The organism is Funiculus sociatus GB2-C1, assembly GCF_039962115.1.
GTDB lineage: Bacteria > Cyanobacteriota > Cyanobacteriia > Cyanobacteriales > FACHB-T130 > Funiculus > Funiculus sociatus.
This window is the reverse complement of sequence record NZ_JAMPKJ010000006.1, coordinates 109,960-135,323: the sequence shown is the minus strand read 5'-3', so window position 1 is coordinate 135,323 and position 25,364 is coordinate 109,960. Positions and strand designations below refer to the sequence as shown.

At 45.0% G+C, this 25,364-nt stretch carries 20 protein-coding genes and 2 pseudogenes; 15 read left to right on the top strand and 7 right to left on the bottom strand.

All coding sequences use genetic code 11. From position 1 onward, the window contains the following. Positions 1-111 precede the first annotated feature (111 nt). From NDI42_RS05050 to NDI42_RS05040, 3 genes and pseudogenes are all read left to right on the top strand, one after another. Positions 112-2,628 (top strand): GTPase, encoded by a 2,517-nt coding sequence (locus NDI42_RS05050; RefSeq protein WP_190458428.1) that lies wholly within the window; start codon positions 112-114, stop codon positions 2,626-2,628. 20 nt (positions 2,629-2,648) lie between these two features. Beyond that, positions 2,649-4,403, top strand: coding sequence for a GTPase (locus NDI42_RS05045; protein WP_190458425.1), 1,755 nt, complete (start codon positions 2,649-2,651; stop codon positions 4,401-4,403). 143 nt (positions 4,404-4,546) lie between these two features. Continuing rightward, positions 4,547-4,618 (top strand): annotated as a pseudogene (locus tag NDI42_RS05040) (type II toxin-antitoxin system HicB family antitoxin); the annotation flags it as partial. Between the two features lie 107 nt (positions 4,619-4,725). Here NDI42_RS05040 and NDI42_RS05035 read toward each other — a convergent pair. The 6 genes and pseudogenes from NDI42_RS05035 to tftA form a co-directional block, all read right to left on the bottom strand. Beyond that, on the bottom strand, positions 4,726-5,859 hold the full coding sequence (locus tag NDI42_RS05035) for a citrate synthase (RefSeq protein ID WP_190458424.1): 1,134 nt from the start codon (positions 5,857-5,859) through the stop codon (positions 4,726-4,728). Between the two features lie 94 nt (positions 5,860-5,953). Further along, positions 5,954-6,451, bottom strand: a complete 498-nt coding sequence (gene sixA, locus NDI42_RS05030) for a phosphohistidine phosphatase SixA (RefSeq protein ID WP_190458423.1) — start codon at positions 6,449-6,451, stop codon at positions 5,954-5,956. Positions 6,452-6,480: 29 nt separating this feature from the next. Then, positions 6,481-7,767: a bifunctional oligoribonuclease/PAP phosphatase NrnA gene (locus NDI42_RS05025; RefSeq protein WP_190458421.1), complete on the bottom strand. Its 1,287-nt coding sequence runs from the start codon at positions 7,765-7,767 to the stop codon at positions 6,481-6,483. A gap of 368 nt (positions 7,768-8,135) precedes the next feature. Continuing rightward, positions 8,136-8,633 carry an HNH endonuclease gene (locus tag NDI42_RS05020; protein WP_190427406.1) on the bottom strand — a complete coding sequence of 166 codons (498 nt, stop codon included), beginning with the start codon at positions 8,631-8,633 and terminating at the stop codon, positions 8,136-8,138. Between the two features lie 280 nt (positions 8,634-8,913). Continuing rightward, a pseudogene (locus NDI42_RS05015) lies at positions 8,914-12,204 on the bottom strand (PAS domain S-box protein); the annotation flags it as partial. 713 nt (positions 12,205-12,917) lie between these two features. Beyond that, the gene (tftA, locus tag NDI42_RS05010; protein ID WP_190458416.1) at positions 12,918-14,252 is read right to left on the bottom strand and encodes a hormogonium tapered terminus morphoprotein TftA; all 1,335 of its coding nucleotides are present in this window, start codon (positions 14,250-14,252) and stop codon (positions 12,918-12,920) included. 183 nt (positions 14,253-14,435) lie between these two features. On the opposite strand from tftA, the gene pgl reads away from it, so the two are divergent. The 3 genes from pgl to NDI42_RS04995 all read left to right on the top strand — a co-directional run bounded on the left by pgl (position 14,436) and on the right by NDI42_RS04995 (position 16,917). Next, a complete protein-coding gene (gene pgl, locus NDI42_RS05005) occupies positions 14,436-15,158 on the top strand; it encodes a 6-phosphogluconolactonase (RefSeq protein WP_190458414.1) in 723 nt (240 codons plus the stop codon). An 81-nt stretch (positions 15,159-15,239) separates the two neighbouring features. Beyond that, positions 15,240-16,007 carry a double zinc ribbon and FHA domain-containing protein gene (locus NDI42_RS05000; RefSeq protein WP_190458466.1) on the top strand — a complete coding sequence of 256 codons (768 nt, stop codon included), beginning with the start codon at positions 15,240-15,242 and terminating at the stop codon, positions 16,005-16,007. A 454-nt stretch (positions 16,008-16,461) separates the two neighbouring features. Beyond that, complete coding sequence (locus NDI42_RS04995; RefSeq protein WP_190458464.1) at positions 16,462-16,917, top strand: FHA domain-containing protein; 456 nt, start codon at positions 16,462-16,464, stop codon at positions 16,915-16,917. A gap of 299 nt (positions 16,918-17,216) precedes the next feature. Here NDI42_RS04995 and NDI42_RS04990 read toward each other — a convergent pair whose 3' ends face one another. Next, entirely contained in the window at positions 17,217-18,116 is a 900-nt protein-coding gene (locus NDI42_RS04990; RefSeq protein WP_190458412.1) for a pyridoxamine 5'-phosphate oxidase family protein, read from the bottom strand. 145 nt (positions 18,117-18,261) lie between these two features. On the opposite strand from NDI42_RS04990, the gene NDI42_RS04985 reads away from it, so the two are divergent. The 9 genes from NDI42_RS04985 to NDI42_RS04945 all read left to right on the top strand — a co-directional run bounded on the left by NDI42_RS04985 (position 18,262) and on the right by NDI42_RS04945 (position 25,359). Further along, the gene (locus tag NDI42_RS04985) at positions 18,262-18,432 is read left to right on the top strand and encodes an LmrA/YxaF family transcription factor (RefSeq protein WP_190458410.1); all 171 of its coding nucleotides are present in this window, start codon (positions 18,262-18,264) and stop codon (positions 18,430-18,432) included. Between the two features lie 561 nt (positions 18,433-18,993). Then, a complete protein-coding gene (gene ndhL / locus NDI42_RS04980) occupies positions 18,994-19,230 on the top strand; it encodes an NAD(P)H-quinone oxidoreductase subunit L (RefSeq protein WP_277873954.1) in 237 nt (78 codons plus the stop codon). 63 nt (positions 19,231-19,293) lie between these two features. Then, positions 19,294-19,608: a DUF3007 family protein gene (locus tag NDI42_RS04975; RefSeq protein ID WP_190437739.1), complete on the top strand. Its 315-nt coding sequence runs from the start codon at positions 19,294-19,296 to the stop codon at positions 19,606-19,608. 145 nt (positions 19,609-19,753) lie between these two features. Then, positions 19,754-20,548, top strand: a complete 795-nt coding sequence (gene trpA, locus NDI42_RS04970; RefSeq protein ID WP_190458409.1) for a tryptophan synthase subunit alpha — start codon at positions 19,754-19,756, stop codon at positions 20,546-20,548. 177 nt (positions 20,549-20,725) lie between these two features. Next, entirely contained in the window at positions 20,726-22,078 is a 1,353-nt protein-coding gene (locus NDI42_RS04965) for a hypothetical protein (protein WP_190458406.1), read from the top strand. A gap of 77 nt (positions 22,079-22,155) precedes the next feature. Continuing rightward, a complete protein-coding gene (locus NDI42_RS04960; RefSeq protein ID WP_348231369.1) occupies positions 22,156-22,542 on the top strand; it encodes a hypothetical protein in 387 nt (128 codons plus the stop codon). Positions 22,543-22,558: 16 nt separating this feature from the next. Beyond that, positions 22,559-23,218, top strand: a complete 660-nt coding sequence (locus NDI42_RS04955; protein WP_190458402.1) for a DUF4114 domain-containing protein — start codon at positions 22,559-22,561, stop codon at positions 23,216-23,218. Between the two features lie 117 nt (positions 23,219-23,335). Continuing rightward, positions 23,336-24,616, top strand: coding sequence for an MATE family efflux transporter (locus NDI42_RS04950; protein ID WP_190458400.1), 1,281 nt, complete (start codon positions 23,336-23,338; stop codon positions 24,614-24,616). Between the two features lie 5 nt (positions 24,617-24,621). Further along, positions 24,622-25,359, top strand: coding sequence for a methyltransferase domain-containing protein (locus NDI42_RS04945; protein ID WP_190458397.1), 738 nt, complete (start codon positions 24,622-24,624; stop codon positions 25,357-25,359). Positions 25,360-25,364: the final 5 nt, after the last annotated feature.

Genomic DNA, 25,364 nt, shown 5'->3' with positions numbered 1-25,364 from the left:
CCAACTACAACCCAAAGGCATCGCTGAACAGCATCGCTAGGAACAGCCATAAAGAAATTTAACAGCCCTGGCTCAAACTCTGTTTTATGTACAACACCCCCGGAGAGATAGATGTCTGCCCCAAACACAACAGCTGACCAGGAAATAGACTACTCATTTTTGCTGGTGACACACATGGTGTGTGCCGATCAACAGATTCATAGTAAAGAGGCGAAAGCTCTGCACGAACTTGCAAGCCAGAGCAGGATGGGACAACGCACCATCGAAGAAATGGAGAAAATCCTCGCCCAAGACGAACACCTGCTTGCTATCGAGGATGTAGCTCGTAGAGTGTCGCCTAGTAAACAAAATGAAGCAATGCGGCAAATCCTGGCGCTGGCGTACATTGACGGTTTCTTTTCACCGTTAGAGCGCGAGATGATTGAGCAGGTAGGGCAGATTTGGAACTGGTCTGCAAAGACAATACAACGGCTTATAGAAGAAGCACAAGGCTTTACTGCTAACCACTCTATCAGCCATGACAACGATAAACCAGAACTGTCTGTCGGTGCGCGTTTACTAAAAGGGGCAGAGTCCATTTTGTCACGCTCATTGGTGAGCAAGTTGGCAGAAATCGCCCCGGAAAATATCGGAGTACAACTTGAAAAATTGCAAAGGGAAATCCTTTTAGCGGGGCCTGAATATGATGATGCTATTCGGCAGTGTGCGGCGATTGCTCATGAAGATTACAAGTTTGCAGAAGTTGCTCTTAAAGCATCTGGGTTAGCACTTAATCACTTGGGGAAAGGCATCCATGACCAACTACAAGCAATCCAGAGCAAGACAAGTAAGGGTCAAGCGAAAACTGCAACGGAGGTAGCAAAGCAACTTGAAATAACGAAAAAAGCTCTCACAATTGAAATTATCAAAGAGATTGAAAGTGTACGTGAATCACTAGCGGCAAAGCAACGCGCTCTCAATCATTTCAGCATCGCCTTCATGGGTAAAACCAAGGCTGGCAAAAGCACTCTCCACGCCATTGTTACTGGTGAAGGTTGGGATGCTATTGGTGTAGGCAAACAGCGCACTACTCGTTTTAATCGGGTATATGAGTGGAAGAATATCCGCATTATTGATACTCCGGGAATTGGCGCTCCTGGTGGCAAGACTGATGAAGAAATTGCCCAAAGCGTTATTGAAGAGTCTGATGTTATCTGTTATGTGGTAACAAATGATAGTATCCAAGAAACAGAGTTTAAGTTTTTGAAACTGTTAAAGGAAAAAGCCAAGCCACTAATTGTTTTACTTAATGTCAAAAATAACCTGCGCGACTCTCGACGTTTGGAGCATTTCTTAAAGGAACCTGATAAACTGTTCGTTATGGACGGTAAAAGCGGTCTTGGCGGACACATCGAGCGCATTCATCGCTACGCCAAACAACATTATGCTAACGACTACTTCGACATCGTTCCTGTCTTGCTTCTTGCGGCGCAGCTTTCCCGCGAACCAGAACACAAAGAGTGTAAAGACAAGCTGTTCAAAGCCAGCAGGATGCAAGATTTTCTGGACTCAATTCGCGTGTCTTTGGTTGAGCATGGGGTGATTAGGCGATCGCAAACTCTGCTCGGTTCTACAGTAGGCGCAATTGAGAATCCTGACAAATGGGTGACACAACAAGCCCAAGTTTATCAAAAGTTGGCAAATACGCTAAAAAACAAGCGTGAGACTATCCGAAAAAACATCGAAAAAGCAGAAAAAGACTCTCTAGAATCTTTGCATCATCAGATAGAAGCAGTCTTTGAAGATGCTTTCAATGCCATCTCTTATTTTGCAGAAGACCAGTGGAACTCTAATGAAGAAGGCATGAAGCGCGGTTGGAACAAAAAACTTAAGGACATAAAGTTTGAGGAGCGTATTGATACAGTCTATAAGGATGTCAGTAAAACATTCAACAAGGAAGTCACAGAAGCACTGGAAGAAGTTGGGAAGGAATTGCAACTCATTGCACAACTGGGTGGCGGTAGTTTCAATTTTACTGAGCAAGATTCAGATATTTTTATGCGTCATGCCATGAAAATTGGAGGAAGTATTTTAGGGTTAGTTGGTAGTCTCCTCTTTTTCACTCCCTTAGCTCCTATCGGATGGTTATTCATAGGGGTAGGTTTTCTTGCTGGTCTATTTTCAGATTTCTTTAAATCTCAAGATCAAAAGCGACGCGAGGCTGTAACAAAAATCTCCGATTCGTTGTCCAATCAACTCAGTAGTCAGAAGAAAGATACTCTCCAGAAGGTTGAGGAGAACTTCAAAAAGTCTTGCGATGAAGTTCTAGCCAACATCGATACTTACTTTGAAGAGTTGATTAAGGGGTTAGATGCGATCGCCACACAGCTTGAAACCGCCAAAAATAAGTTATCGGGGACGACTAATTATCTTAATCGTGCTTATGCCAAGCGAATCATTGACTGGTGTTGCGAACAACATGAACCTCTGACTGATGAGGGTATCAACAGAATTATCTCCAAAGTAAAACGTGATTTTGGACGAAGCATGAGTATCCAAACTAAGTCCGAATTTAAGCTACGAAAATCCTTAGACGATATTAAACAAGTCCTCCAAGAGGACGTTTCCATCCTACCTGTCAAATCTTGAAACATAGGAGTAAATTAACCATGACTCAGAGTAACCAAAACTTCAATGCCGCTGCTGTTGGAGCTAAATTCAAGAATGCCTGTGTAAGGTTCGATAGTTTGCTGGCTCAGGGAAACAATGAAGAACTAACAGCTATCCGTAAAAAGCTGCGTGAGGAATTAAAAGAGTATCGGGAGCAGGGAATTCTCGGAGTAGCCTTTGTGGGGCAGTACAGCGCAGGTAAATCTACCATTATCTCTGCCCTCACTGGACGACGGGATATTCATATCGATGCCGATATTGCTACTGACAAAACAGCCAGTTATGACTGGAACGGCATCAAGCTGATAGATACACCTGGGCTTTTTACAGACCGCAAGGATCATGATGAAATTACTTATGAGGCTATCAACAAATCAGACTTACTGGTTTTCTGCCTCACTTATATGCTGTTTGACTCATTAACAGCAGAAAATTTCAAGAAATTAGCCTATGAAAAGGGCTATCGCTGGAAAATGATGCTGGTCATCAACAAAATGTCTGATGAAGCAGGAGAAGAAGAGCAAAAGATTACCAACTATCGTAAAAGTCTTGCCGAGGCACTTAAGCCTTACAATCTCGATGAATTTCCCATCTGTTACATAGATGCTAAAGACTACTGTGAAGGTGTGGATGAAGACGACGAGTTTTTACTTGAAGTCAGCCGATTCCAAACTTATATTGATGCACTGAATAATTTTGTAGAACGCCGTGCAGCACTTACCCGCTACGATACACCAGTCCGAATCGCGCTAAGTTGTGTTGATGAAGCTCAGTTGAGTTTTACTCGCAACTCTAGCGAAGACTCAGCTTTCTTGGAAGTGCTTGCACGTTTATCTCGTACAGTACGAAGAGAGCGCGATCGCCTGCGAACCAAGGTTAGAAGCATAGCACTACGTCTGTCATCAGCAGTTGCCAAAGAGGGAACAGTCCTTGCTACTGCTGTAGGGGGCAAAGAGGACATCAAAGCTCTATCCGACCAGGCGGAAAATAATGTCAAAGGACATTATGAGAAAGTGGGAACAGAACTGGAAGAGGTTGTAAAGGTAGCAGTCGAGTCTCTCAGAGAAGAAGTCAAAGAGGTACTCCAGGGTGACTTAACTCAAGCCTTTGTCGCACGTTTAGAGGTCAACCAAAAAGTATCTACTCGAAATGTGGAGTCCGATGCTGACTTCGAGCGACTAATGAATCAAGTTAAGCAGCTCGAAAAGATTGGCAAGACAGTAGGAAGTAAACTAACCGATTTAGCAGCAGGGAGAGTATCAACGGTATCTGGACAAGGCTTTCTACACGCCTCCAATGCAGCGGGGAGCAATCTTCATCATGGTGTTTATGCTATTGGGAAACTTATAGGATTTGACTTTAAACCCTGGCAAGCAGTCAACATTGCTAAAGATATAGCTAATGTAGCTATGGTTGTAGGGCCAATTCTGGGTATAGTTTCAGTGGCAATGGATATGCGTGCAGTAAAAAAGGAAGAAGAATTAGATAAGAAACTGGCTGAAGCACGCCGCGAAATCACCAGTCAGTTTATCGCCATTGCTAAAGACCTCGAAGGTCAGGTAGAAGAAGAACTACGGAAAGTTGAAGTACAGGTTTATGGAGAGATTGAGAAGCAAATTGCAGCAGCTCGTCAGCAGGAAGAGAGCGCGATCGCATCTTCAAACACCTGGGTAAAACAACTCGCAGAAATTCGCCAAGATTTTGACTTGATTCTCCGTTACATAACGAAGGCGACAGAAAATACGAGAGATTGAAGGGCGGAACCACACTTATACTCAAAGTCCATTAGATTTCATCTATCGAAAGAGCGATCGCTTTCTCTTCCCCCCTTTTTTGTAAAGCGCGATCGCTCATCTGGTCTAGTCTATAAAAAAGCGCGATCGCTTTGTTGGACTAAGGGGAAACGATTGAAGAAGCTATTTCCAATTTGAAAGAAGCTACAAAGCTATACCTGGAAGAGTTTCCCTGAATTAAATTTTTGTTTTCTTATTAATAATTGTGGCACCCATCAAAAAAAATGTAGAGATGTTTCCAAACGTCTCTACATGAGAAATAATTTTTTGTTTTAACTTGTATCTAGCGCTGGTCGATGGGGATATAGGCAGCTCCGCGATCGCCAGTGTACATTTGGGTAGGACGGAAGATGCGGTTTTCTCCGAGCTGTTCTTTCCAGTGAGCAAGCCAACCAGCTACGCGAGCGATCGCAAACACCGGAGTAAACAAATCTGTGGGAATTGCCATTTTCCGATAAACCAAACCAGAGTAAAAATCTACGTTTGGATAAATTCCTTTTGGGCCTAATTTTTCCTCGACTGCCTTTTCCAACTCCACGGCAATGTCATAGTATTTATCGTGTCCAAACTTCTCAAACAACTGCTCTGCTAAACTTTGCAGAATTGTTGCTCGCGGATCTTTCACCTTGTAGACGCGATGACCAAAGCCCATAATTTTAGACTTGGGCGGCAAATTATCCAGCCAAGGGCGGACATTTTCCACCGAGCCAATTTCTTCTAACATGGTGATGACTTCTTCATTCGCTCCACCATGCAGAGGGCCTGCTAAAGTTCCCACAGCTGAGGCTACTACTGCGTAGGGGTCAGTCAGAGTCGAAGCCGTTACCCTAGCTGAAAAGGTGGAAGCATTCATCGTATGCTCTGCATGGAGCGTCAGACAGACATCGAAAATCCTAGCCGCCAGCGGATCGGGTTCCCGCTCGTTTAGCATATATAGGAAATTGCCAGCATAGTCGAGATCGTCGCGAGGACGCACCGGGTCGTTACCTTTCCGCATCAGCTGGAACGCCGCCACCATTGTCGGAATCTTTGCTAAAAGGCGCACCACGGCTTGGCGAATGTAAGCTGGGTTATCCAAGGCGCGACGGGAGTAAAACAGTCCTAGAGCCGCTGCTGAGGCTTGTAGCGCATCCATCGGGTGTCCGGTTTCGGGGAAGCATTTCATCATGTCCCGGATGCGATATTTAATCCGCCTGTGGTAACGAATTTCACTTTCAAAGGCTTCGAGTTCTTCCTTTGTCGGGAGTTCACCCCAAATTAATAAATACGACGTTTCCAAAAACGTACTTTTTTCTGCGAGGTCTTCGATACGAATGCCTCTGTATTCCAGTATCCCCTCTTTACCATCAACGTAGCTGATGCTGGATTGGGCAGCCGGAATGCCTTCTAGACCTGGTTTATACTCGCAGACAGTCATGTTACTACCAGTTGGGTGAGTGAAACATTTTCAGGGTAACTTACCAAAAATGGATGTATCGGTCGCCCTTTTTACCAGAATTATTTTATCGGCATTACAGTAACAGCTTGGGTGCTGTCAGCCAAAATAGTTCGCTATTACCTATGGGCGAACCGCTAGATGGCAAGTTTAACCCGATAATTCCTGCTTTTTTCAGGATGATTGTTGTTTTGACATTACCCCAAACCAAGATTTCTGCCCAATTTCCCAAGTCTGGTTGATGACCAACTAGCGCTAACTGGGAACCGCCTGAGTTTTGCCATGCTTCTAACCAGTTGATCCAAGTATGGATATTTCCACCGGGAGCAAGCTGGTTTGATTCTTCGAGATGGGAACTCAGATTAGTGTGGTAGAGAATTTTGGCAGTTTGACGCGCCCTGACTAGGGGACTCGTGAGAATCAGGTCAAAATGCAGATCCAACTCTTGCAGCCGTTTTGCTACTTTACCAGTTTTTTGCTGCCCAACGGCTGTCAAGGGGCGATCGCGATCGCTTTCATACTCAGATGGATCGGCTGCGATTCCGTGACGAATTAAGTATAGTTTCGTGGTCATTGGTAATCCTATTGCCCACTCCCCAACCTTTACTCTCCATGAAGTAGGTTATCTTTGGGGTTGACCAAGCGGAGGAGTTTTTGCTTGATTTGGCTATCAAAAACTTCCCATTTTATCTTGGCGTACTCGGAATTTTCATTAAAGCCGCCCAAAAATCCCATGGGGATTTCAAAGCCGCCTGCTGAAAGTCTACCACCACCAAAGAAGCGTCCCTGACTGTCTTGCCCAAAGGCTTCTTTGATAAATTCGTCAGGGTCGAGGGTAAGTTTGCTGGTTCTCAGAGAACCGATGACGACTTCGAGTTCTTCGTCTTCGTCGTGGACAATCCCGTAAACGACAGCAGTGTGGACGTTTTCTTCTGTTACTAGAAAATCTGCCGCTTGGGGGATGGCATCTCGGTCTTCATAGCGGAGGTAGCCGACACCAGCGATGGAGAAGTTATTCTGGACGCTGCGGTTAGTAAGCGATCGCTCGATCACATCCATCACCCGCTTAGACCGATAAGCCTGCAAAACTGCATTCAGCAATTGAGCATCATAAAATCGGCTCAGATACCCCGCCGCCTGAAAATCCTCTTCCTGCGCCTGCATCAGTCGGTTAGTATCCGACCTTAACCCGTGCATCAACGCCGTAGCGCATTTAACGTGATCGCTGACACTGCTATCCAACTTCAGTAAACCCGCCTGGAGATACTGAGTTAAAATCGTGGCAGTAGCTCTGGTACTAGGGCGAATATCTGTAAATTCCGCGTTGAGTTCGTTCTGGGTACTGTGATGGTCAATCACAACCATAATCGGGATGCCAGCCTGTTGCACCAGAGGCAGTAATTGACAAGTAGTGCCTTGATTATCAATCAAAACGCATCCCTGATACACCGATAAATCTTTTTCCTTCAGGCTCTGGATACCCCAGCGTCTAGCAGGTAAACCCGTAAGTTTAACCAGAGCAATATTTTCCTGATGGCTAAGAGTACCAGCATAGACAATTTCGCACTGGATATTGTACTGCTTAGCAATAAGTTGATACGCCCAAGCTCCAGAAAGAGCATCTGGATCGGGAAAATCTTGCAGTAGCACCAGCTGGCGATCGCCTCGGTGACGCTCTAAAGTTTGTCGTAACAACTCGACTACACGTTCTGGCGGCGGTTCGTTCGACACTCTTCTAGAATAATTCCCCGAAGCATGGCTCGATTGTTTGGCAGCTGGCTCCATTTCTTGAGTTTCCACAACAGACGCTAAATTTTGCTGATTGTCTATAGACATCGATCCAGCGGCTATTGAAGAACCATTGAGAGGCTTGAGCAAATTTGATTGCATATAAATGACGCAATGTCAAAGTATTTTCTGATTAATATTCCAGTTGCTGCCGCAATTGTCCTCACACTTACTGCCAGATGTTTGAGGGTTGGCCAAAATTGATCCAGGCTATGAACAAGAAGAGTACATATGCTTCAAAATGAGCTTTTTCTGAGCCAACCAGGTTTTCAGACGGTGGTGATAGGATGCCGAGCTGGACAGACCGACTTATTCATCGATCTTGACAAAAAAATTGACCAGCCGCACTCCCTCTGTGGTCGCGTTTTCCGGACTTGACACAGAAACTTAACAGCTTAGAAATACAAGTTAGTTCTTTCTTTTGAGTTTTGACAAAAAACCCCCTGCACCTATTGATTGGTGTAGGGGGTTTAAAGACCAATTACATATTTTCGCCATTCCTGATGCGTACCACTCTTGAGGTGTTTAGCAACCTCAAAGTGCAGGCTACTGTATGGTTTTCGGGGAGGGTGTCGCAATATCATATTTGCTTCTTTGGGAGTGCGGCTACCTTTGTTGACATTGCACCGGACGCAAGCGGTGACAATGTTTTCCCAGCTATCACCACCACCGCGAGAACGGGGAATCACATGATCGAGGGTTAAATCATCACCCGTGTAAGAGCAGTATTGACAGGAGTGATTATCACGATGGAGGATATTTCGACGGGTCAGAGGAATTTCCTTGTAAGGAACTCGGACATAGTATCGCAGTCGAATAACCGTTGGTAATGGGAACTCTGTATATACGAGTTTGCCGTTGTGTTCAACTTGTTCGGCTTTCCCTTTGATCAACAAGACTGCCGCGCGTCGCCAGCTCGTTATATTGAGCGGTTCATACGAGGCGTTTAACACCAGAACCTTGCCCATGAGTGATCGAGATAAGAGAAGATTTTCCCAGATAGTAACACAGCTGACATAGGGGCAGCCGGGGAGAGTGGGAGATTCTCGTTAAGAGTTTCAGACTGGAAACGCTCACAAGAGAGGCGCTATCTCCCCCAAGGACTCAGGAAAGCTTGGATGATACGTGAGGCGGTCGCCTCGCTAATAGCATTCCCAGTTAAAAATTTTTAACGAAAAAAATTTTTTATTGTGTTGTAGGGACATGGCAATGCCATGTCCCTCCAGATGTATCGCTTTTCAGACGCACTTATAGAACTACGTGGTTTTTAACTTTTTTCCCAACCAGGAGATAAGTTGTCATGTTGCCTTTGCCTTTTACTTGAATAACACCCCGCTCCTGAAACTGATACTGATATTTTAATAATTCGTATGTAGCATCTGTAACTTGTATTTCACCGGGTATTCCGTGGGATTCCATGCGAGAAGCGGTATTTACCGTGTCGCCCCACAGATCGTAAATAAACTTTTTGATACCAATAACACCAGCAACAACTGGCCCTGTGTTGATGCCGATACGGATGCTGAAAGTTTTATCGTTCTTGCGGTTGAAGTGAGCGATCGCATTCTGCATATCCAGCGCCATCGCCGCGATCGCTTCGGCGTGATCGGCTCTGGGTGTTGGCAAACCACCTACTACCATATAGGCATCGCCGATAGTTTTAATTTTCTCCAATCCGTGTTTTTCAGCTAGTAGGTCAAAAGCTGAAAATATCTCGTTAAGCAACTCTACGAGTTTAGTTGGCGCTGTATCAGCAGAAAGTTCTGTAAAACCAACAATATCAGCAAATAAAACTGTCACTTCCGCAAAACTGTCAGCAATGGTACTTTCATCTCCTTTTAGCCGCTCAGCAATTAACTTCGGTAAAATATTGAGCAACAGCAATTCAGATTGTTCCTGTTGATAGCGCAGTGCTTCTTCTGCTAGTTTGCGCTCAGTAATATCTTGGACAGTGCCTTCATAATACAAAACTTGCCCTTGAGAATTTCTAACGTTGCGTGCGCTTTCAGAAATCCAAATAATACTACCATCCTGACGATAAACTTGAGATTCAAACCGAGACACGGAATTATCCTTCTGCATGGCAGCAATAAATTCCGCACGTCGGTTAGGGTCAACGTAAACTTGCTGCTCAACATTGGTAATCTTCGCCATCATTTCTTCTGGTGAAGAGTAACCATATATGCGTGCTAATGCAGGATTCACGCTGATATAGCTTCCTTCAAGAGTGGTTTGGAAAATGCCTTCAACGGCGTTTTCAAAGATGCTGCGATATCTCTCTTCGGCTTGGCGCAGTGCTGCTTCAGCTTGCTTGCGTTCGGTGATATCGCGGGAGTTAACTACCATACCTGCTATTGATGGATCGTCGAGTAGATTGCTACCAGTTGATTCGAGAAAACACCAGGAGCCATCCTTTCGCGGAAAACGATATTCACAAGAAAAAACAATATGAGGGTTGTCAAGAGATTTTTGGAAAGTATCTGCAACGCGAGAAATATCATTTGGGTGAACCATGAACAAGGTATTTATGCCGATTAAGTCCTCTTTCTGGTATCCCAAAATGTTGAAAACCGAAGGACTTTGATAGCGGGTAATGCCGTCAGCTCCAAAAATAGTGATTAAATCCGAACTGTTGAGAATCAGAGAGCGGAATTTAGCTTCACTGGTAGCGAGTGCGGCTTCAGCAAGGCGTGCGTCGCTTGCTTCCATCGCCAAAGCAGCCATATACGCCAAATAACTAGCAAAATTCTGCTCCTCCAGCGCCCAGTGTCGAACTGTACCGATGTGTTCCAGACAAAGCACCCCCACTGTTTGCCCCCCAACCCGAATTGGCGCATCCAACATAGAAGCAATCCCCAAAGGAGCGAGATAAGATACGGAAAACTCCTGAGTTCGAGGATCGGTGTGAGCATCGTCAGCTGCAATTACGCGATCCGCTTCTAACGCTTGAAAATAGCCTGGATAGTCAACATCTGCCAGTTCTGCGCCACTGGTATGCTGCTGGTTACGCAATTCATACAAGTCAACGCAAACCAATTTTAGATTTTGGTTTGTTTCCTCTACCCTGCTCCCACTCTCCCTCTCTCCCCAGTCGCCAGTCGAGAGCCCCCAATTGTAGAGCCACACACTGGCACGTTCCACGTCTAGAGTGTTAGTTGCTGTCTCGGTAATCTCCCGCCATGCAGCGCTCAAATCTCCGGCGTAGATGGGCTGACACCTAGCCATATCCAACAGCGCTGTCTGCTGTTTGCGTAGCCGAGTCTCGCTTTCTTGGAGTGTCGCCTCTTTCTGGCGAATTTCTGCTTCGGCTTGTTTGCGCTGGGTGATATCCCGAACTACGATACACAACACCTCTCTGCCACCATAGGAAATCGGGTTGGCAGAGACTTCCACATCCACAAGAGTTCCATCTTGCCGCTGGTAGCGCCGTTCTCCCAGGACATGATGTTTTTCTGTCAGGATACGCTGAATATTTTGGTCAATGGTTTCGCGACGCGAGGCTATTACATCATAAATTGTCAGTTCTAGCAACGCCGTGGAGGTGTAACCCACCAGTTCAGCAAAGGCGGTATTAGCTTCCAAAATGCGTCTGGTATCAACATCAACCAGAAAAATTCCTTCCGAGGCTTGCTCAACCACGGCGCGGTGACGTTCTTCGCTTTCTTGTCGCTGACGCACTTGATGTTCTAAGGCTGCCAGCATCAAGTTGATGTTGTCACTCAAGCTGGACAATTCATCTTTTCCCTGGCTTTCAAGGCGCATAGAAAGGTCGTTGCTGTTGCCAATTTTCTTTACCCCAGCGTTCAAAGAAGCCAACCGCGACAAAACTAATCGCTCCAGAAGCAGCAAGGTTATGCCGCCAAAAACCGCTCCCACCACTAGCAGGGATGCGATGAGATAGCGCAGGCGGATTTTGCCTTGCTGGTAAATCTCTCTGGGGATATCCACCCGCAACAGCAGCGCCGGCTTGCCGTAGATGTCTTTTAGTATGGTGTATCCGGCTGTGCGATCGCTTGTGGCGTTGACTGCAATCTGTCCTTTCTGCAACAAAGCTTTTTGCGCTGCTTGAAAGTCGGCAGGTATGTTGGCATCATTTAGCCTGTGTATGGTGACGGGAAAACGGTTGATCCGACTTATCTTTTCCAAAGCGGCAGCATCTAGATAGCGCCCAAAGATTAAGGCTCCGCGATTCGCTCCTTTGCCATTGGTTGGTAAAATAGGCTGCGAATTAATCAGCATTGCCCCTTCAGGAAGCAGCAGCAGTCCCGCCAAACTGCGATTAGATAGGGGACGTTGTAAAAGCGGATCTTTGGGGGAAATGCGTTCTCGAATCAGCGCTGGAATCGGGGTTTTTTTCTGGTTTTTTAAATCAAAACCTGTACCAAAGACAATTTTTGAGTTTTTGTCTATGTACACCACCAAGTTAACCCGTAAGTTGGTGAGGGATTCTGGAATGAGATTTGATTCTATATAGGCTTGGTTTGGGTTTTCGATAAAGTTGTAAGTGTCATCCCACTTAGCCCAATCAACAGCAGTAACGCTTAAGTCGTTTCCGGTTTCCGCAAAAATATTAATTGTTCCCTTAACCACTTGGCGGGCATTGTGTTCCTCTGCTCTGGTGAGGCTACGCAACAAGATGGTCGAGGAGGTGGCATACAGAACCCCAACTAGACCTACGAGGGTCGCGCCAATGACGAGTAGTGTCTTCGTTCGCAGTCTCATTTGTAGGGCTGACAAGGTTAGGGTGATTACAGTTCTATTTAGGCACAGGACTATAGACAATAATGTCGTCTATAGTCCATCGTCTATCCTCTATCGTCTATCGTCCAGTGTGAAAATGCTAAAGATCCGGCTTAATTTGATGTAGCTCGTCTGGAGGTGGCGTTGCTGCTACAAGGGAATGCTGTCGATACATCTCGGATAAGGTTTTGCTCCCCCGCCTACGGCGACCCCGTTTTTAAGGGGTGCAAAGAATAGCCGCAATACTGTTCGGTTAAAGGAAAAAAGCCAAAGCGATAATCGTGGTAGCGTTAAGATAGAACGTCTCTACAGGGCTTAAATTCCCACAAGCACCCCTTAACCCTTACATTAGGGAATTTTGTAACTACACCTTGTAGTAACACCTCTAACCTAAAACCTTGGGTAAAGCAATGGTGCAGAAAGCCAATTTCTCTACCACGTTCGGGAAATTATTCGCTTTTTCAAAATAGCTTGACGATTTTGGATTTATTGCTAATCCAAAATCTAAAATCTTACAGTAAGCCTGCTGACTCATAAAGCCGTCTGAGAGTTGCCTCAATTCTAGCGCCGTACTGTGGATCTGCTGCCCAACGTCCGCTTAGCTGCTGGATCAGAGGCGCAATCCCTCGTGTGACAAAGCGAAAGCGGGGGTCTACCTGTTCTTGTACCAAAGGCTCCAGACTAGCATAAGCTTTTAAATGTTGGATATGCGCTCTGACACCAATTCTGGCGCTGGGAAACGATGCGCTTTCGGAAGCACCGCCGACAGCTCCCAAACCTGCAAAGTTGTTTTGGCTAGGTCTGATATCGCTACCGAAGCGCAAAAAGCCTGTTTCTACACACATTTGCGAGAAGGCAATGTCATAGTTTACGCCTTCGATGGTTGCTTCTTCCCGGTAGAGTTTAGGTAAGTCGGGAAACAGGGCGAGGGCGTTCTCATTATTAGCTTTGAGGAACATAATCAGCTGTACCTCAGATGTATTACCATGTCCCATAATTCGGTCAAACTGACCGGGGCAGATTGGTAAAATGGAGCGCAAAAACAGGGTACTGGTGGCGCTATCCCAGCTCACAGAAATATTAAAGCTCCGCAGTTCGACGGCTTTAACATAGACTACACCCCGATATGGTACGCGACGGACTGAGGTGTTATTTGTCAAGTCAATTGAGAGCCTGTCTACCAAGTCAATTGGGATGTAGGCGTTGCTATTAATCAGGATGCCTTTTTCCCCGTACAACTGGTTGTTAATGTTGATATTTATGGGAGCATAGGTAGGATCAGTGCCAGGAACGGTGCCACCATCACCTCGGCTCCATGAGGCAAGTCCGTCTGCTATTCCTAGTGCTAGGTCGCGGCGACGATTTTGAATTAAAAAGCGGTCATCTGGGTTGGTGAGAAACCCAACTTCTATTAGCAGGGAGGGAATAGTGATGTTGCGGCAAAATTCTAAACGACCTACGCCTGTGGCTGTGTCTGGTTTAACTCCCCGACTGGGCAATTGGGGAACGCGGCGCAGTAGTGCCAAAAGTAGCAGTTCAGCATTTTTCTTGCGCTGGTCGTTGTTGGCAATGTAGTAGACGCTAGCGCCTCTAGTCGCTGGGTTGGACATGGCATCGGCATGAATTTCAAGCGCTACATCACCGCTACGAGCGCGGGCGTTTATCCAAGAAATTGTCTGCTCCATTGTCTGGTCGTCGGGGACAGAAAGAACTTCAAAATTGCGCGATCGCAATTCTTGTAAAATTAGGTCGCGCAGTAAAATCATCTCCTGGGCTTCTGTAGTGCCAGCAACTCTCGCGCCCGGCTCTCCAGCACCGTGACCTGCTGAAATAAAAATTCTTCCCATTTCAGATATTCTCCCTGCTGTAAAAGTTATTTATGTCAATCAACCAGAATAAGGATTTTTTGATGTAACGGCTAGTATGGCTCCTAATTCCAAGCTCTCAATGATGATATAGGTATCGATGGGTGCAATTAGACAAGAAACAGTAATATTTTCGGTATGGTGTGACCCAATATAAACATCCAAATGAATAAAATTGTTGAAGTTTTACCGGAGCGGACGGCGCTGATAGAGCGATCGCTGGAAATATGTCTAGAACAAATTCACAAGGCGATAAATGAGCGATCGCTTTGTACTATAGCTTTATCCGGTGGTAGCACTCCCAAGCCTCTGTATGAAGCGATCGCTTCGCAAAATCTTCCTTGGGACAAAATTCACGTATTTTGGGGCGATGAACGCTACGTACCGCCTGATCATCCCGATAGCAATCAACGCATGGCCCGTAGCGCTTGGCTTGACAAAGTTAATATCCCAGCTACCAATATCCACCCCATACCCACCGACGAAGCCGACCCAGCAATCGCCGCCGAGAAACACTCTCAACACCTCCGGGAGTTTTTTCAAGTTCAACCAAAAGAGTTTCCGGCATTCGATCTGATTTTGTTGGGGATGGGAGATGATGGACATACAGCTTCTTTGTTTCCCCACACAGAAGCATTACAAGTACGCGAAAAACTGATAACAGTGGGTGACAAAGACACTCAGCCCCGCATCACCTTTACAGCGCCACTGATTAATCATGCCCGTTGTGTGGTATTTGTTGTTGCTGGTGCTAGTAAACGCCCCGCCTTAGCTCAAGTTTTTGCCTCTACTGCTGATGACATGGAATATCCCAGCCGATTAATCCAGCCCCAAGGGGAACTTTGGTGGCTTTTGGACGAAGCTGCTGGTCTTGAGCTAAAAAGTTAAAATCCCTCGCAATTCGGAATATATTTGAATCTGACCTCCCACTCCACTAATCAGGAGGGATACCGTCCGCAAGGAGATTTTATGATTGTCTGCCCCAATTGTAATCACCAAAATCCTGATGGAGCGCAAGCGTGTGAGGCTTGCTACACTCCCTTACCCGCTACTACAGCGTGTCCCAACTGTGGCGCGCCTGTTCAAACCGATGCCACCTTCTGCGGTCAGTGTGGCACTAACCTCAAACCCAGTAACCCTTTAGAGGTAGCATCAGCAGCACCAGTCCCCCTGCCCAGCATACCGGACTTAATGAACCCCGATCCGTTGGTAGCACCCGATCCCTTAGAGGTTACTCCGCCATCTATCCCCAGTCCAGACATACCAGATCCAGTACCAGTTCCAGCTACTGTGGTCAATGAACCCCCAGCCTCAGGGAGCAGCGCTGAATCCTCATCGGAGCCTTCTTCTCGCAGCACAGGGGCGAGTGGGGCGGCAATGCCTGGTAGCTCTCAAACTCAGCTACAGCAGCAGAGCGCCCGCCTGCTGCATACCCAAACAGATACGATGATAGAATTGCCTTCGCAATTGTCGGTAATTCACATAGGCAAGCCAAATGACCAGATTCCGCCTGATATTGATGTTTCGGGTTTTCCGAATTCAGAAATTGTTTCGCGGATTCATGCCGATATCCGTGTAGAGGGTGATGCCTACTACATTGAAGACGTTGGCAGTTCTAATGGCACATATGTTAACCATAATCCCCTGCCTAGTGGTAATCGGCACCGTCTGAGAACAGGCGATCGCATTAGCTTAGGCAAAGGTGACAAGGTGACATTCTTGTTCCAAGTTTCTTAAGGCTGTCTTCAAATTGCTCATAAAAGCGCCAAAACGGACGCTGTGCAAGCCTTTGGGGTGAGGGGTCAGGGCAATTGCAGACAGTTTTTTTAAGTGATAGGCTTGAGGAAATAAATAAGCATCGCTATCAGGTTTGTGTAAATTCCACCCCTAAACCTAAAAAGTATGAGAGCGGTAATCTTACTGAATCAATTCAGAGGTTACACGGACTCAACACCGTCATGGTACGATGCGATTGTAACGCCCGTGGGTATCCTAGACTAAGGACAGAAAAAACTGGTGGAACGATGTCAAAAGCTTGTCTATTCCATCTGCTCACGTCGTACCAATTCGCAGTCTGACTCCAGTAATTGAGAGATAAATCTCAATTTATTGATTGAAGGATCTTACATCTGTTCAGACTGTTACAATTCCCAAGCCTAGAGGCGGAAATATTTAGAATTATGTGACATCGGTGATTACCCTGACACTGCTGCATCCTCTCCAATCTATTCCAGTCCAAAACTGGACTTTTGCCTCCGAATCAGTTATTCGGATCGGACGCTCAACTGAGAATAATGTCATCCTCTATAGCGCCGTTGTTTCTCGTCACCATGTCGAGCTACGCCGTCATGGTGATGAATGGGAAGTTGTTAGTTTAGGTGCTAATGGCACTTATTTAGAAGGAAAACGTATCACCCAAGCACCAGTGGTGGACGGGATGATTATTCGCTTAGCCAGTTCTGGCCCTCAAATTCAGATTCGCATGGGAGCAACAGAGTCAAAGTCCAAGCAAAACACGGTTGCGGGTAAGCAATCATCCCCCAAAACAGAGGGTCAATCTAAAGATAAAGATACTTTTATAGATCCGAGTTTATACGAGGGAGAAGACACGAGTCAATCTAAGGAGAAGCTACTAAATAAGTTGTAAAATCTGGAAAAATTAAGTTTTTCAGATTTTATTTAGTTGGCTTTGGCGAGCCGCGAACTCTACGTGGATGATGCCAATGTTGCAGGGAATGCCCTCAGCTCTTTTTAGGCGCAAGTAAAGTGCTACTGTAAGGACTTCTCAGTTCTTCAAAGCATCAATATATTGGAACAAATTAGTAAGTCTATTCTCATCCGTATAAGGGTTGAGTGATACTGCTCTCAACTACCGATGTCCGCGATAGAGAGGAAGTGAAAGGAAAGTTTCACTCGCTGATGATGCAATGTTTTCTACTCTCCGGTTCATCTGGGATTAAAGGGGGAGTATTGTCCAAATCGCCAGCGCAGAGGGGTAGCAGCAGCGATCGCTATTACCCGATCGATTTCAAATTCCACTACACGCAAGGCACCAGTAAATTCTGCTAGGCGATCAGCGTCCCATACTACCTTAGCTTTTCCGGTTAGTTGTAAGGTGCTGCCACGTTCAAAGTCAACGAACAATAAGCCAGTATTGGGATTCAGCGAAATATTACCCAGAGTTTGGAACATATTATTACCGGAATAATCAGGAAACACCAGCTTGTTGGCACTCAACACCTTGACAAAACCTGGGTTTCCGCCACGGTGAGATGCGTCAGCACCAGCCTCCGGGTGGAAGCTGGCAATAAAGAAGGTGTCTACCTGGGCAATCTTTTGCTGCTGTTCTTCGCTGAGAGTCTGTCTGTCTTGAATACTAGGCAGACTTGGTTGGACGAAATCGCTCTCTAAGTGCCGTATTTGGATGTACTGGGGACAGTTGAAATACACCTGCTGAGGATGTACATAAATGCTGCCATCAGGCTGAACTTGAGCTTTACCGTTTAACCTTAAGCGCCTGCGAGTTGCCAGATCGATCGCCAGGATACCAATGTCATCTCTCACCCGCAAGTTTTCGTTGAGCGGATCGCTATTAACTGGTGCTGCTTCTATCCGCACCGTTCCTGTCACTACCTGCATGAATCCAGGTTCACCAGTCAACAGGGATGCCCATACGCGATCGCTTGTATCGACGGTGCTGGCGATCGCTAGTCGTTGACTACGCAGAAAGTCAACAGCTGCTGGCTTAACAATCTGACTAATATTGTGACTCAAAGCTTTAGCTGCTTCTTGGACACCCGCACGTTGTTGAATCGCCAGTTCTCCGGAATGATATATAGATGTCATTGCTAGCTCTCTTACAAACCGGGCATTCCAACGTAACCTGGTAGTTGCTTAATCCGGTTAATCCAAGTTAGCGCATAGGGATAAGCTTCGAGAGAAACTTTTTCAGACCCAGATTGGATGCGCCCTTAACCTTTGGATCGATACCTTGGCGCAGGTTTTAATTGAGGCGGGATTTAATTCGGACACAGCACGGCAAAAAGCCGAAGATGCCATTTTGCAGATCCAGGGATCTCTCGTGCTGGCGCGGGGTCTTAATGACACTGCGCCCTTCAAGCGTGTCATCAAGCGCCTACCAGAATATCTGCTAAACGCTTAAGTTGCGGTTTAAAAATTTGGAAATGGGGGCAGAGGGACTTGAACCCTCACGACCTTTTCGGGTCAACGGATTTTCATTCTCTCGCAGCTTTCGCTACTGCCAATAGGCTTTGAGAATTGGACTCTCTCTTTACCCTCGGCTTGACGTTAGGGTAGCTCCCGTCGAGTCTCTGCACCTTCCGAAATGATTTTGAATTTTGGATTGGTTTTGGATTTATCCCCAATCTAAAATCTAAAATTATTTGGCTTGGCTCAGGATTGCCATATCTGTTGCCAGATTTAGGTTTCCCTGAATTTGAGAGCGGTCACTTGACAAATTTCTTCATCAAGGCTCAGTTTTCTAAGTCCGTAGCGTCTGCCATTCCGCCATGCCCCCGTGTTGGGAGAGATGTAATCTCTTATTTAGTACGATTTTATATCTTACACTCTAAATGGCTAATAAATGCAACTATCTTTTTGACAAGGTGGTTAAGCGGCTTCCAACAAAGGGTAAAATATTTACAGTTAGTTGGGCATATAAGCGGCTGTTTGTGGTGTCCCCACACGGACGCTGGTACTGCTACTGTCTGGTTCTTCTACTGCAAGAAAAAATATGTTGGTTGCGATATTGTATCTAGTTCTGAGTGGAACCTACCTGATAGTTGTTCCCTTCGCCCTATATGCCTACCTGCAAAAGCGGTGGTATGTTGCCAGCTCGTTTGAGCGCGGGTTCATGTATTTTATGGTTTTCTTTTTCTTCCCTGGTTTATTGCTGCTCAGCCCATTTTTGAATTTTCGGCCGAAGCGTCGCCTGGTGTAGAGCTAACATAAGAGCTTTTGATACTCAGCGAAGGCTGTAAAGCTGAAAGCAAATATCTTTAAAATGCGACGAATTGACATCATTGGGATTGGCATCGGCATCTTTGTTGCTGGTGGGTTAGCGTATTTGGTTTTGCAGTTGGCGGGGCTAGATAGCCTGGAGGCGGGTATTTGGAGTCAGCTGCTGCTGGTGGGAGGGTTGGTCGGCTGGCTGCTGACTTACCTGTTCCGAGTCGGGACGAAAAACATGACTTATAACCAGCAGCTGAAGGACTATGAGGACGCAGTGTTACAAAAGCGGCTGGAAGAGTTGACTCCGGAAGAATTGGCTAAACTGCAAGCTGAAATTGAACAAGATAAGAAACTGAAAAGGCAATAGACCTCTTGCAAGAATATTTTGAACCCCTCCTCGACAAGCGGGGAGGGAGCAAGAAATTTTTCCCTCCTTGAAAAGCGGGGAGGGTGAAAAGGACTTTTGCAATAAGTCTAATGACTAATGACTAATGACTATTGGCTACTGAAAAATGACTTCAATTCGAGAGTGTTTTGAGTCTCTGCGCGATCGCCACCAGTGCGCTTTGATTCCGTTTATCACGGCTGGCGATCCGGATCTGGAGACAACGGAATCGGCTTTACGAGTCCTTGATGCCGCTGGTGCGGATATGATTGAGCTGGGTGTTCCCTACTCAGATCCGTTGGCAGATGGGCCGACGATTCAGGCAGCTGCTACGAGAGCTTTGCAACGGGGAACTCGTTTCGATCAGGTGCTGGAGATGGTGTCGGGTGTTAGTCACCAGATACGATCGCCGATTATTCTTTTTAACTACTACAACCCAATTCTCAACCGGGGAATTGAAACTTACTTAAAGCAGGTAAGTCGTGCTGGGGTAAAGGGTTTGGTGGTTCCCGATTTGCCTTTGGAGGAATCGGAGGTGCTGCTTGAAACTGCTGCTAGTCTGGGAATTGAAGTAATTTTGTTGGTAGCTCCCACCAGTTCTGAGGAAAGAATAAAAGCGATCGCGCATCAGTCTCAGGGATTTATTTACTTAGTCAGCGTAACTGGAGTGACAGGAATACGCTCAGAAATGGACTTCCGGGCGCAAGATTTACTCAAGCATCTGCGGGCTGCAACTGATAAACCCATTGGTGTCGGATTTGGCATCTCCGAACCAAAACACGCCCGTCAGGTGAAAGATTGGGGAGCAGATGCAGTAATTGTGGGTAGTGCCTTTGTGAAACGGTTAGCAGAAGGAACTCCAGCAGAAGGACTGGATGCGATCGCTCAGTTTTGCCAAAGTTTGAAAACTGCGATTTTGTAAGCGTAGCACCTTTAAAGCTATCAGCCATAAGGATTTGCTCGTTCTCAGATATATGTCTGAGAACGAGATTTTGTATTGAAAGTTTGCAGAATTGGCAAATTTATCAGACAAAACAGAAATTTTCCTGATAGACGTACTCAAATCAGTATGAGTAGCTAGCACATCACAGCTACATTCATGCGCGTCTCGACTGTTGCTATTTGTACCTTAGCGGCTTTGACTGCTAGGGAACTCACCCAGGAAGCTAATGCCAATCCTAGTTCCAACCTGCCGATCAAGGAACCAGAAACCGACAATTTTGTTGTTCCAGTTAAGACTGTTGAAATAAATCCGTCTGACTCGATTGCAGCGCCAGAATTAGTAGCACAACAGCTAGAGTCAGGAGTCAAAAGTCAAGACTTTCTAAAAACTGTTATGGTTTCAGAAGAGCTTGACGACTCTAACATCTCTGGTACAAAGTCTTTAGCTGAATCTCCTTTAATTGAAAGCGAAGCGGAGGCTTTACGCTCTAAAAAAATTATTTCTCTCGACACTGCGGAGGACGCACCTCCCAGTCCTCGTTCCCAGCCTGAACTGAGAAAGCAAAATACAGGGGGGGTCGGTACTGGTAACAGATATGAGGAAGCGGATAAATGGGCTCCCAGCGCCTCATTACGACGAGCTGCGGCGTTGCAGATAACTCCGCAAGTAGCGCCAGAATGGTCAGTTAGTAAAGGCGAAGAAATTTCACCCGATTCAACAAATCAGCTGGCACAATTGCCCGATAACCCAACCATAAATGTACCCTCTCTAGAGGAAATTCGCAGATTGCAGTCGCAGCTTGGAGAGGTAGAAAAAACTGCTGAGTTTGGCGATGTTTATCGAGGTTCGCCGTCGCTTACCATCGTTACTCCTACAGGTTTTGGTGCAGATAATAACACTGGTTTTATCAGCGCCACCTATCAATCCCGGACACGATTCGCCGATGTAAGTGATGGAGGGCTAGGTTTTGGAGTCGGCTTAGGCGACGCTCGGAAGTCGGTGGGTGTAGAGTTATCGTATGCGATCGCTAGTTTTGGCAGCAATCGAGATTTTGGTAGTGGCGGATTTAACACCAAAGTGCATCGTCGGTTAGCAGAAGATTTATCTATTGCTGCTGGCTGGAATGGATTTTTAAATATTGGCGATGACAACGACTTTGAGAACTCAGTCTATGGCGTTGTCACTAAAATTTTCCGAACCCGTGACGATATCAACCAGCCTTTTAGCCGAGTCGCTGTAACAGCTGGTGTGGGAAACGGACAATTCCGCACTGAAAGCGCTGTTGACGATGATAGAGGTGGAATCAATGTTTTTGGAAGTGTCGCAGTGCGGGTAGCTCGTCCTGTTAGTTTGATTGCGGAATGGACGGGACAAGATTTGGGAGTGGGAGTTTCAATTGTTCCATTCAAAAATATTCCTCTAGTAATTACCCCTGCACTGCGTGACATTACTGGCGCAGGAGATGGAACGCGGTTTGTATTGGGTACTGGGTTTTCTTTCAAGTTTTAGGTGGTGATATTATGAACTTTTGGATAACTAAAGGGCAACATTCAAAAATCAAATATTCAAATATCCTTCTCTATCTTTTGTCTTTTACTTTTTGGCTTCTTCAGTCTTTTCCTGTTAACGCCAATCCTCCCAACCAATCAGATAATACGGGAACTAACATCTGGAATAATACAGCGCCCCGCTTTGGTTCAGGTAGCAAGCTTGATCCTGAAATTATTAATACTGCCAGAAGACTTTCCAAAGATTTAGATGATGCGTATGCTGCTTGTGTTGCTTCTGCGGAGGCAGTTGCTAAGTTGCCGCGAAGATTTGCCAGAGGAGCAGCGATTTCTCCAGTAGATTGTAACACTCCGGAGTGTCAGCAACTAAATAGCTTGTTAGAAGAAACGAAGAGATTTATCAGCAGTTTGGACAGTTTGGAAGCCGAAAGATTGAGAGCTAGTGGAGCTTTGGAAATTTGGTAATTAATTGGAGAGGAACATGAAAATTAATCAGCTAATTTCACCGGTTTTAATCAGCGCGATCGCGCTAGGATTATTTAGCATCATTACCACCCCACTCCAAGCCCTAGAAACTTTTGGTAATGAGGGCATTCAATTTGACCTAGACACTATTATTGAATTTGAATTTGTTGAATCAAACGGAGCATTTCAGTCAACGTTTGGCGTTATTAATTTAGATACAGGTGAGAAAACCCCCCTAATCAGTGAAGCCAAACCCTCGAATAAACCACAGGATATCTCCCGTCCATCCGATTTTCAGGACGACACAGGCGTAAGCAACCAAAATGATTTTTTAGGAACTCCTGGTGATGCAGTTCCGCAACCGTTAGCTGAGTTTAAGTTTCAGGCAAATACAAGATATGCTTTTTACTTAGAATCTTTTTATAATGGCAAACCTGTAGGCATCATCTACTCAACAAATACTGAAAATCCTAACACCAGGCAACAAACTGAGTTTAATGGTGGGATAGACAGTCTTGCTAAGGGTGGTAATCTCATCCGTTGGGACGATACTGGCATAGTAAAGGCTCAACAAGAAAGAGACTTTGATGATTTTATTGTCAGAGTTGGCGGTCATCAAACCTGTCCATCTTCTAGTAATGTTTTGGCTAGTGCCAAATGTCTCACACAAAATTAGAATAGTTATAGGTTAAGTTTTGCTTTCGTTAAATTTAACCTGTAATTCAAGCTTATTGTGAAATAGTCTGATAATTTGTAAGCACAAATAGATACAAAAATATTAAATAACCTTTAGATGCCTTTGCCTTTTTTACCACCAGTTCTAATCAATCGGCTCCATATTCTGAGTAAGTTTGTCTCGATTCAACTGGTGATTCAAGCAATAGGTATGGCTAGTGGAATTCTTCTGGTTCGCACACTGGATAAACAGGAATATGCCTATTTCACTATTGCTAATACTATGCAAGGGACAATGAATTTATTAGCTGACATGGGTATTAGCAGTGGTCTGTTGGCAATTGGAGGAAAGGTTTGGCAGGATCGGTATCGTTTTGGTCAATTGATCAACACTGCAATGCGGTTGAGACGCAAGCTGGCAACAATTGCGATCGCTTTAGTTACGCCTCTTCTGCTGTGGCTATTATTCAATAACGGAACATCGCTTTTATATGCAATTTTAATTACTATTACTGTCCTGGCAGGGCTAAATTTCCAGTTGAGTACTGTTATATTAGGTGTAGTTCCGCGATTACATTCACAGCTTAATTATGTTCAGAAGTTAGATTTTATTTCTGCTATTTTTCGACTAGCAATTTTAGTTGTTGCTTACTTTACTTTTTTGAATGCTGCTATAGCTATTTTGACAGCATCAATTGCCTTGGGGTTGCAGCAATTGTTTTTGAGCCGTTGGGTTATTCATAGCATTGATATAAAAGCACCCGTTTATGAAATAGACAAATTAGAAATTTTACAAATCGTCAAAAGTCAAGCACCCAATGCCTTATTCTTCTGCATTCACGGACAGCTTACTATCTGGTTGATCAGCATTTTTGGGGATACGGAAAGTATTGCTGAAGTAGGAGCTTTAGGACGGTTAGGGGTTATATTCTCCTTGATTTATGCGGTTATGCAAAGTATTATTTTGCCAAGCTTCTCTCGTTGTCAGTCAGTTATTAAGTTTCGCGATCGCTACTGGCAGGTTCTAGTATCTTTTTGTATTTTTGGGTCGTGTTTAATAGCAATTGCTAACTTTTTTCCTAAAGAACTATTGTTTATATTAGGGCAAAAATATGCTCACTTAAAACAAGAATTGCTGTTGATAGTTGTTATAAATGTTCTAAATGGTCTTTCAGCAATTATGTTATCAATTAATACTTCAAAAGGATGGTTACAATATTACTGGCTTAATATTCCGTGTATTATCTTGATTGAGGCTGTTATGGCTTACTTTCTAGATTTATCTACCACTTATGGAGTTTTATTGCTGGCAATGGTATCAGTGATTCCAGGGTTAATATGTAGTGGTGCGATTACTTATATTAACTTATTGCATTGGTCGGTTGTAGCAAAAGAGTAATTAAAATGTTAGGAAATGTAGAAGAAGTTTTATCACGCATAAAACCTAATGACCTTGTTCTTGATGTAGGTGGTTGGGCTTGCCCATTTAACCGGGCAAACTGGGTAATTGATGCTGAACCTTATGAAACTAGAGGTTTCTACGCAAGAAATGGAATGGGCAAAGCCCAGGGAGGAGAAAAAGAATATTTTAATCGAGATACTTGGGTTCAAAGAGATATTTGTGATAAAGAGCCTTGGCCCTTTAAAGACAATTTTTTCGACTTTTCTATCTGTTCCCACACTCTGGAAGATATCAGAGATCCACTATATGTCTGCTCTGAGCTAATTAGAGTATCGAAGCGTGGCTATATAGAAGTTCCGTCAAGATTAGTGGAATCTTGTCGAGGAATAGAAAGTAGCAGGATAGTTGGACTTTCACATCACAGATGGTTAGTTGATATTACTGATAATTGCGTGCAATTTACTATGAAGTACCACATGATAAACGGAGATTTTCAGCTATCATTTCCCCATTCATTTGCTAAAAAACTATCTCCCCCAGAAACTATCTCTTACCTTTTTTGGGAAGATAGTTTTGATGTTGCTGAGACACAAATTCATGGAGTAGATAATATTCACGCTCATCTGCGTCAGTTTGTAGCACAGAGGTATAATTACCCTCACTATCGGTTTGTTATGAAACGGGTAAATAACTTGGTAGATCGAGGTTTGAAGAAGATTGCACGTAGTTTCTCTGTATAAGGTTT

Excerpts from the sequence above, each read along its gene's own strand:
- NDI42_RS05050 (WP_190458428.1), top strand. The coding sequence starts at position 112 with ATGTCTGCCCCAAACACAACAGCTGACCAGGAAATAGACTACTCATTT.
- NDI42_RS05045 (WP_190458425.1), top strand. The coding sequence starts at position 2,649 with ATGACTCAGAGTAACCAAAACTTCAATGCCGCTGCTGTTGGAGCTAAA.
- NDI42_RS05035 (WP_190458424.1), bottom strand. The coding sequence starts at position 5,859 with ATGACTGTCTGCGAGTATAAACCAGGTCTAGAAGGCATTCCGGCTGCC.
- sixA (WP_190458423.1), bottom strand. The coding sequence starts at position 6,451 with ATGACCACGAAACTATACTTAATTCGTCACGGAATCGCAGCCGATCCA.
- NDI42_RS05025 (WP_190458421.1), bottom strand. The coding sequence starts at position 7,767 with ATGCAATCAAATTTGCTCAAGCCTCTCAATGGTTCTTCAATAGCCGCT.
- NDI42_RS05020 (WP_190427406.1), bottom strand. The coding sequence starts at position 8,633 with ATGGGCAAGGTTCTGGTGTTAAACGCCTCGTATGAACCGCTCAATATA.
- tftA (WP_190458416.1), bottom strand. The coding sequence starts at position 14,252 with ATGGGAAGAATTTTTATTTCAGCAGGTCACGGTGCTGGAGAGCCGGGC.
- pgl (WP_190458414.1), top strand. The coding sequence starts at position 14,436 with ATGAATAAAATTGTTGAAGTTTTACCGGAGCGGACGGCGCTGATAGAG.
- NDI42_RS05000 (WP_190458466.1), top strand. The coding sequence starts at position 15,240 with ATGATTGTCTGCCCCAATTGTAATCACCAAAATCCTGATGGAGCGCAA.
- NDI42_RS04990 (WP_190458412.1), bottom strand. The coding sequence starts at position 18,116 with ATGACATCTATATATCATTCCGGAGAACTGGCGATTCAACAACGTGCG.
- NDI42_RS04975 (WP_190437739.1), top strand. The coding sequence starts at position 19,294 with ATGCGACGAATTGACATCATTGGGATTGGCATCGGCATCTTTGTTGCT.
- trpA (WP_190458409.1), top strand. The coding sequence starts at position 19,754 with ATGACTTCAATTCGAGAGTGTTTTGAGTCTCTGCGCGATCGCCACCAG.
- NDI42_RS04965 (WP_190458406.1), top strand. The coding sequence starts at position 20,726 with ATGCGCGTCTCGACTGTTGCTATTTGTACCTTAGCGGCTTTGACTGCT.
- NDI42_RS04955 (WP_190458402.1), top strand. The coding sequence starts at position 22,559 with ATGAAAATTAATCAGCTAATTTCACCGGTTTTAATCAGCGCGATCGCG.
- NDI42_RS04950 (WP_190458400.1), top strand. The coding sequence starts at position 23,336 with ATGCCTTTGCCTTTTTTACCACCAGTTCTAATCAATCGGCTCCATATT.
- NDI42_RS04945 (WP_190458397.1), top strand. The coding sequence starts at position 24,622 with ATGTTAGGAAATGTAGAAGAAGTTTTATCACGCATAAAACCTAATGAC.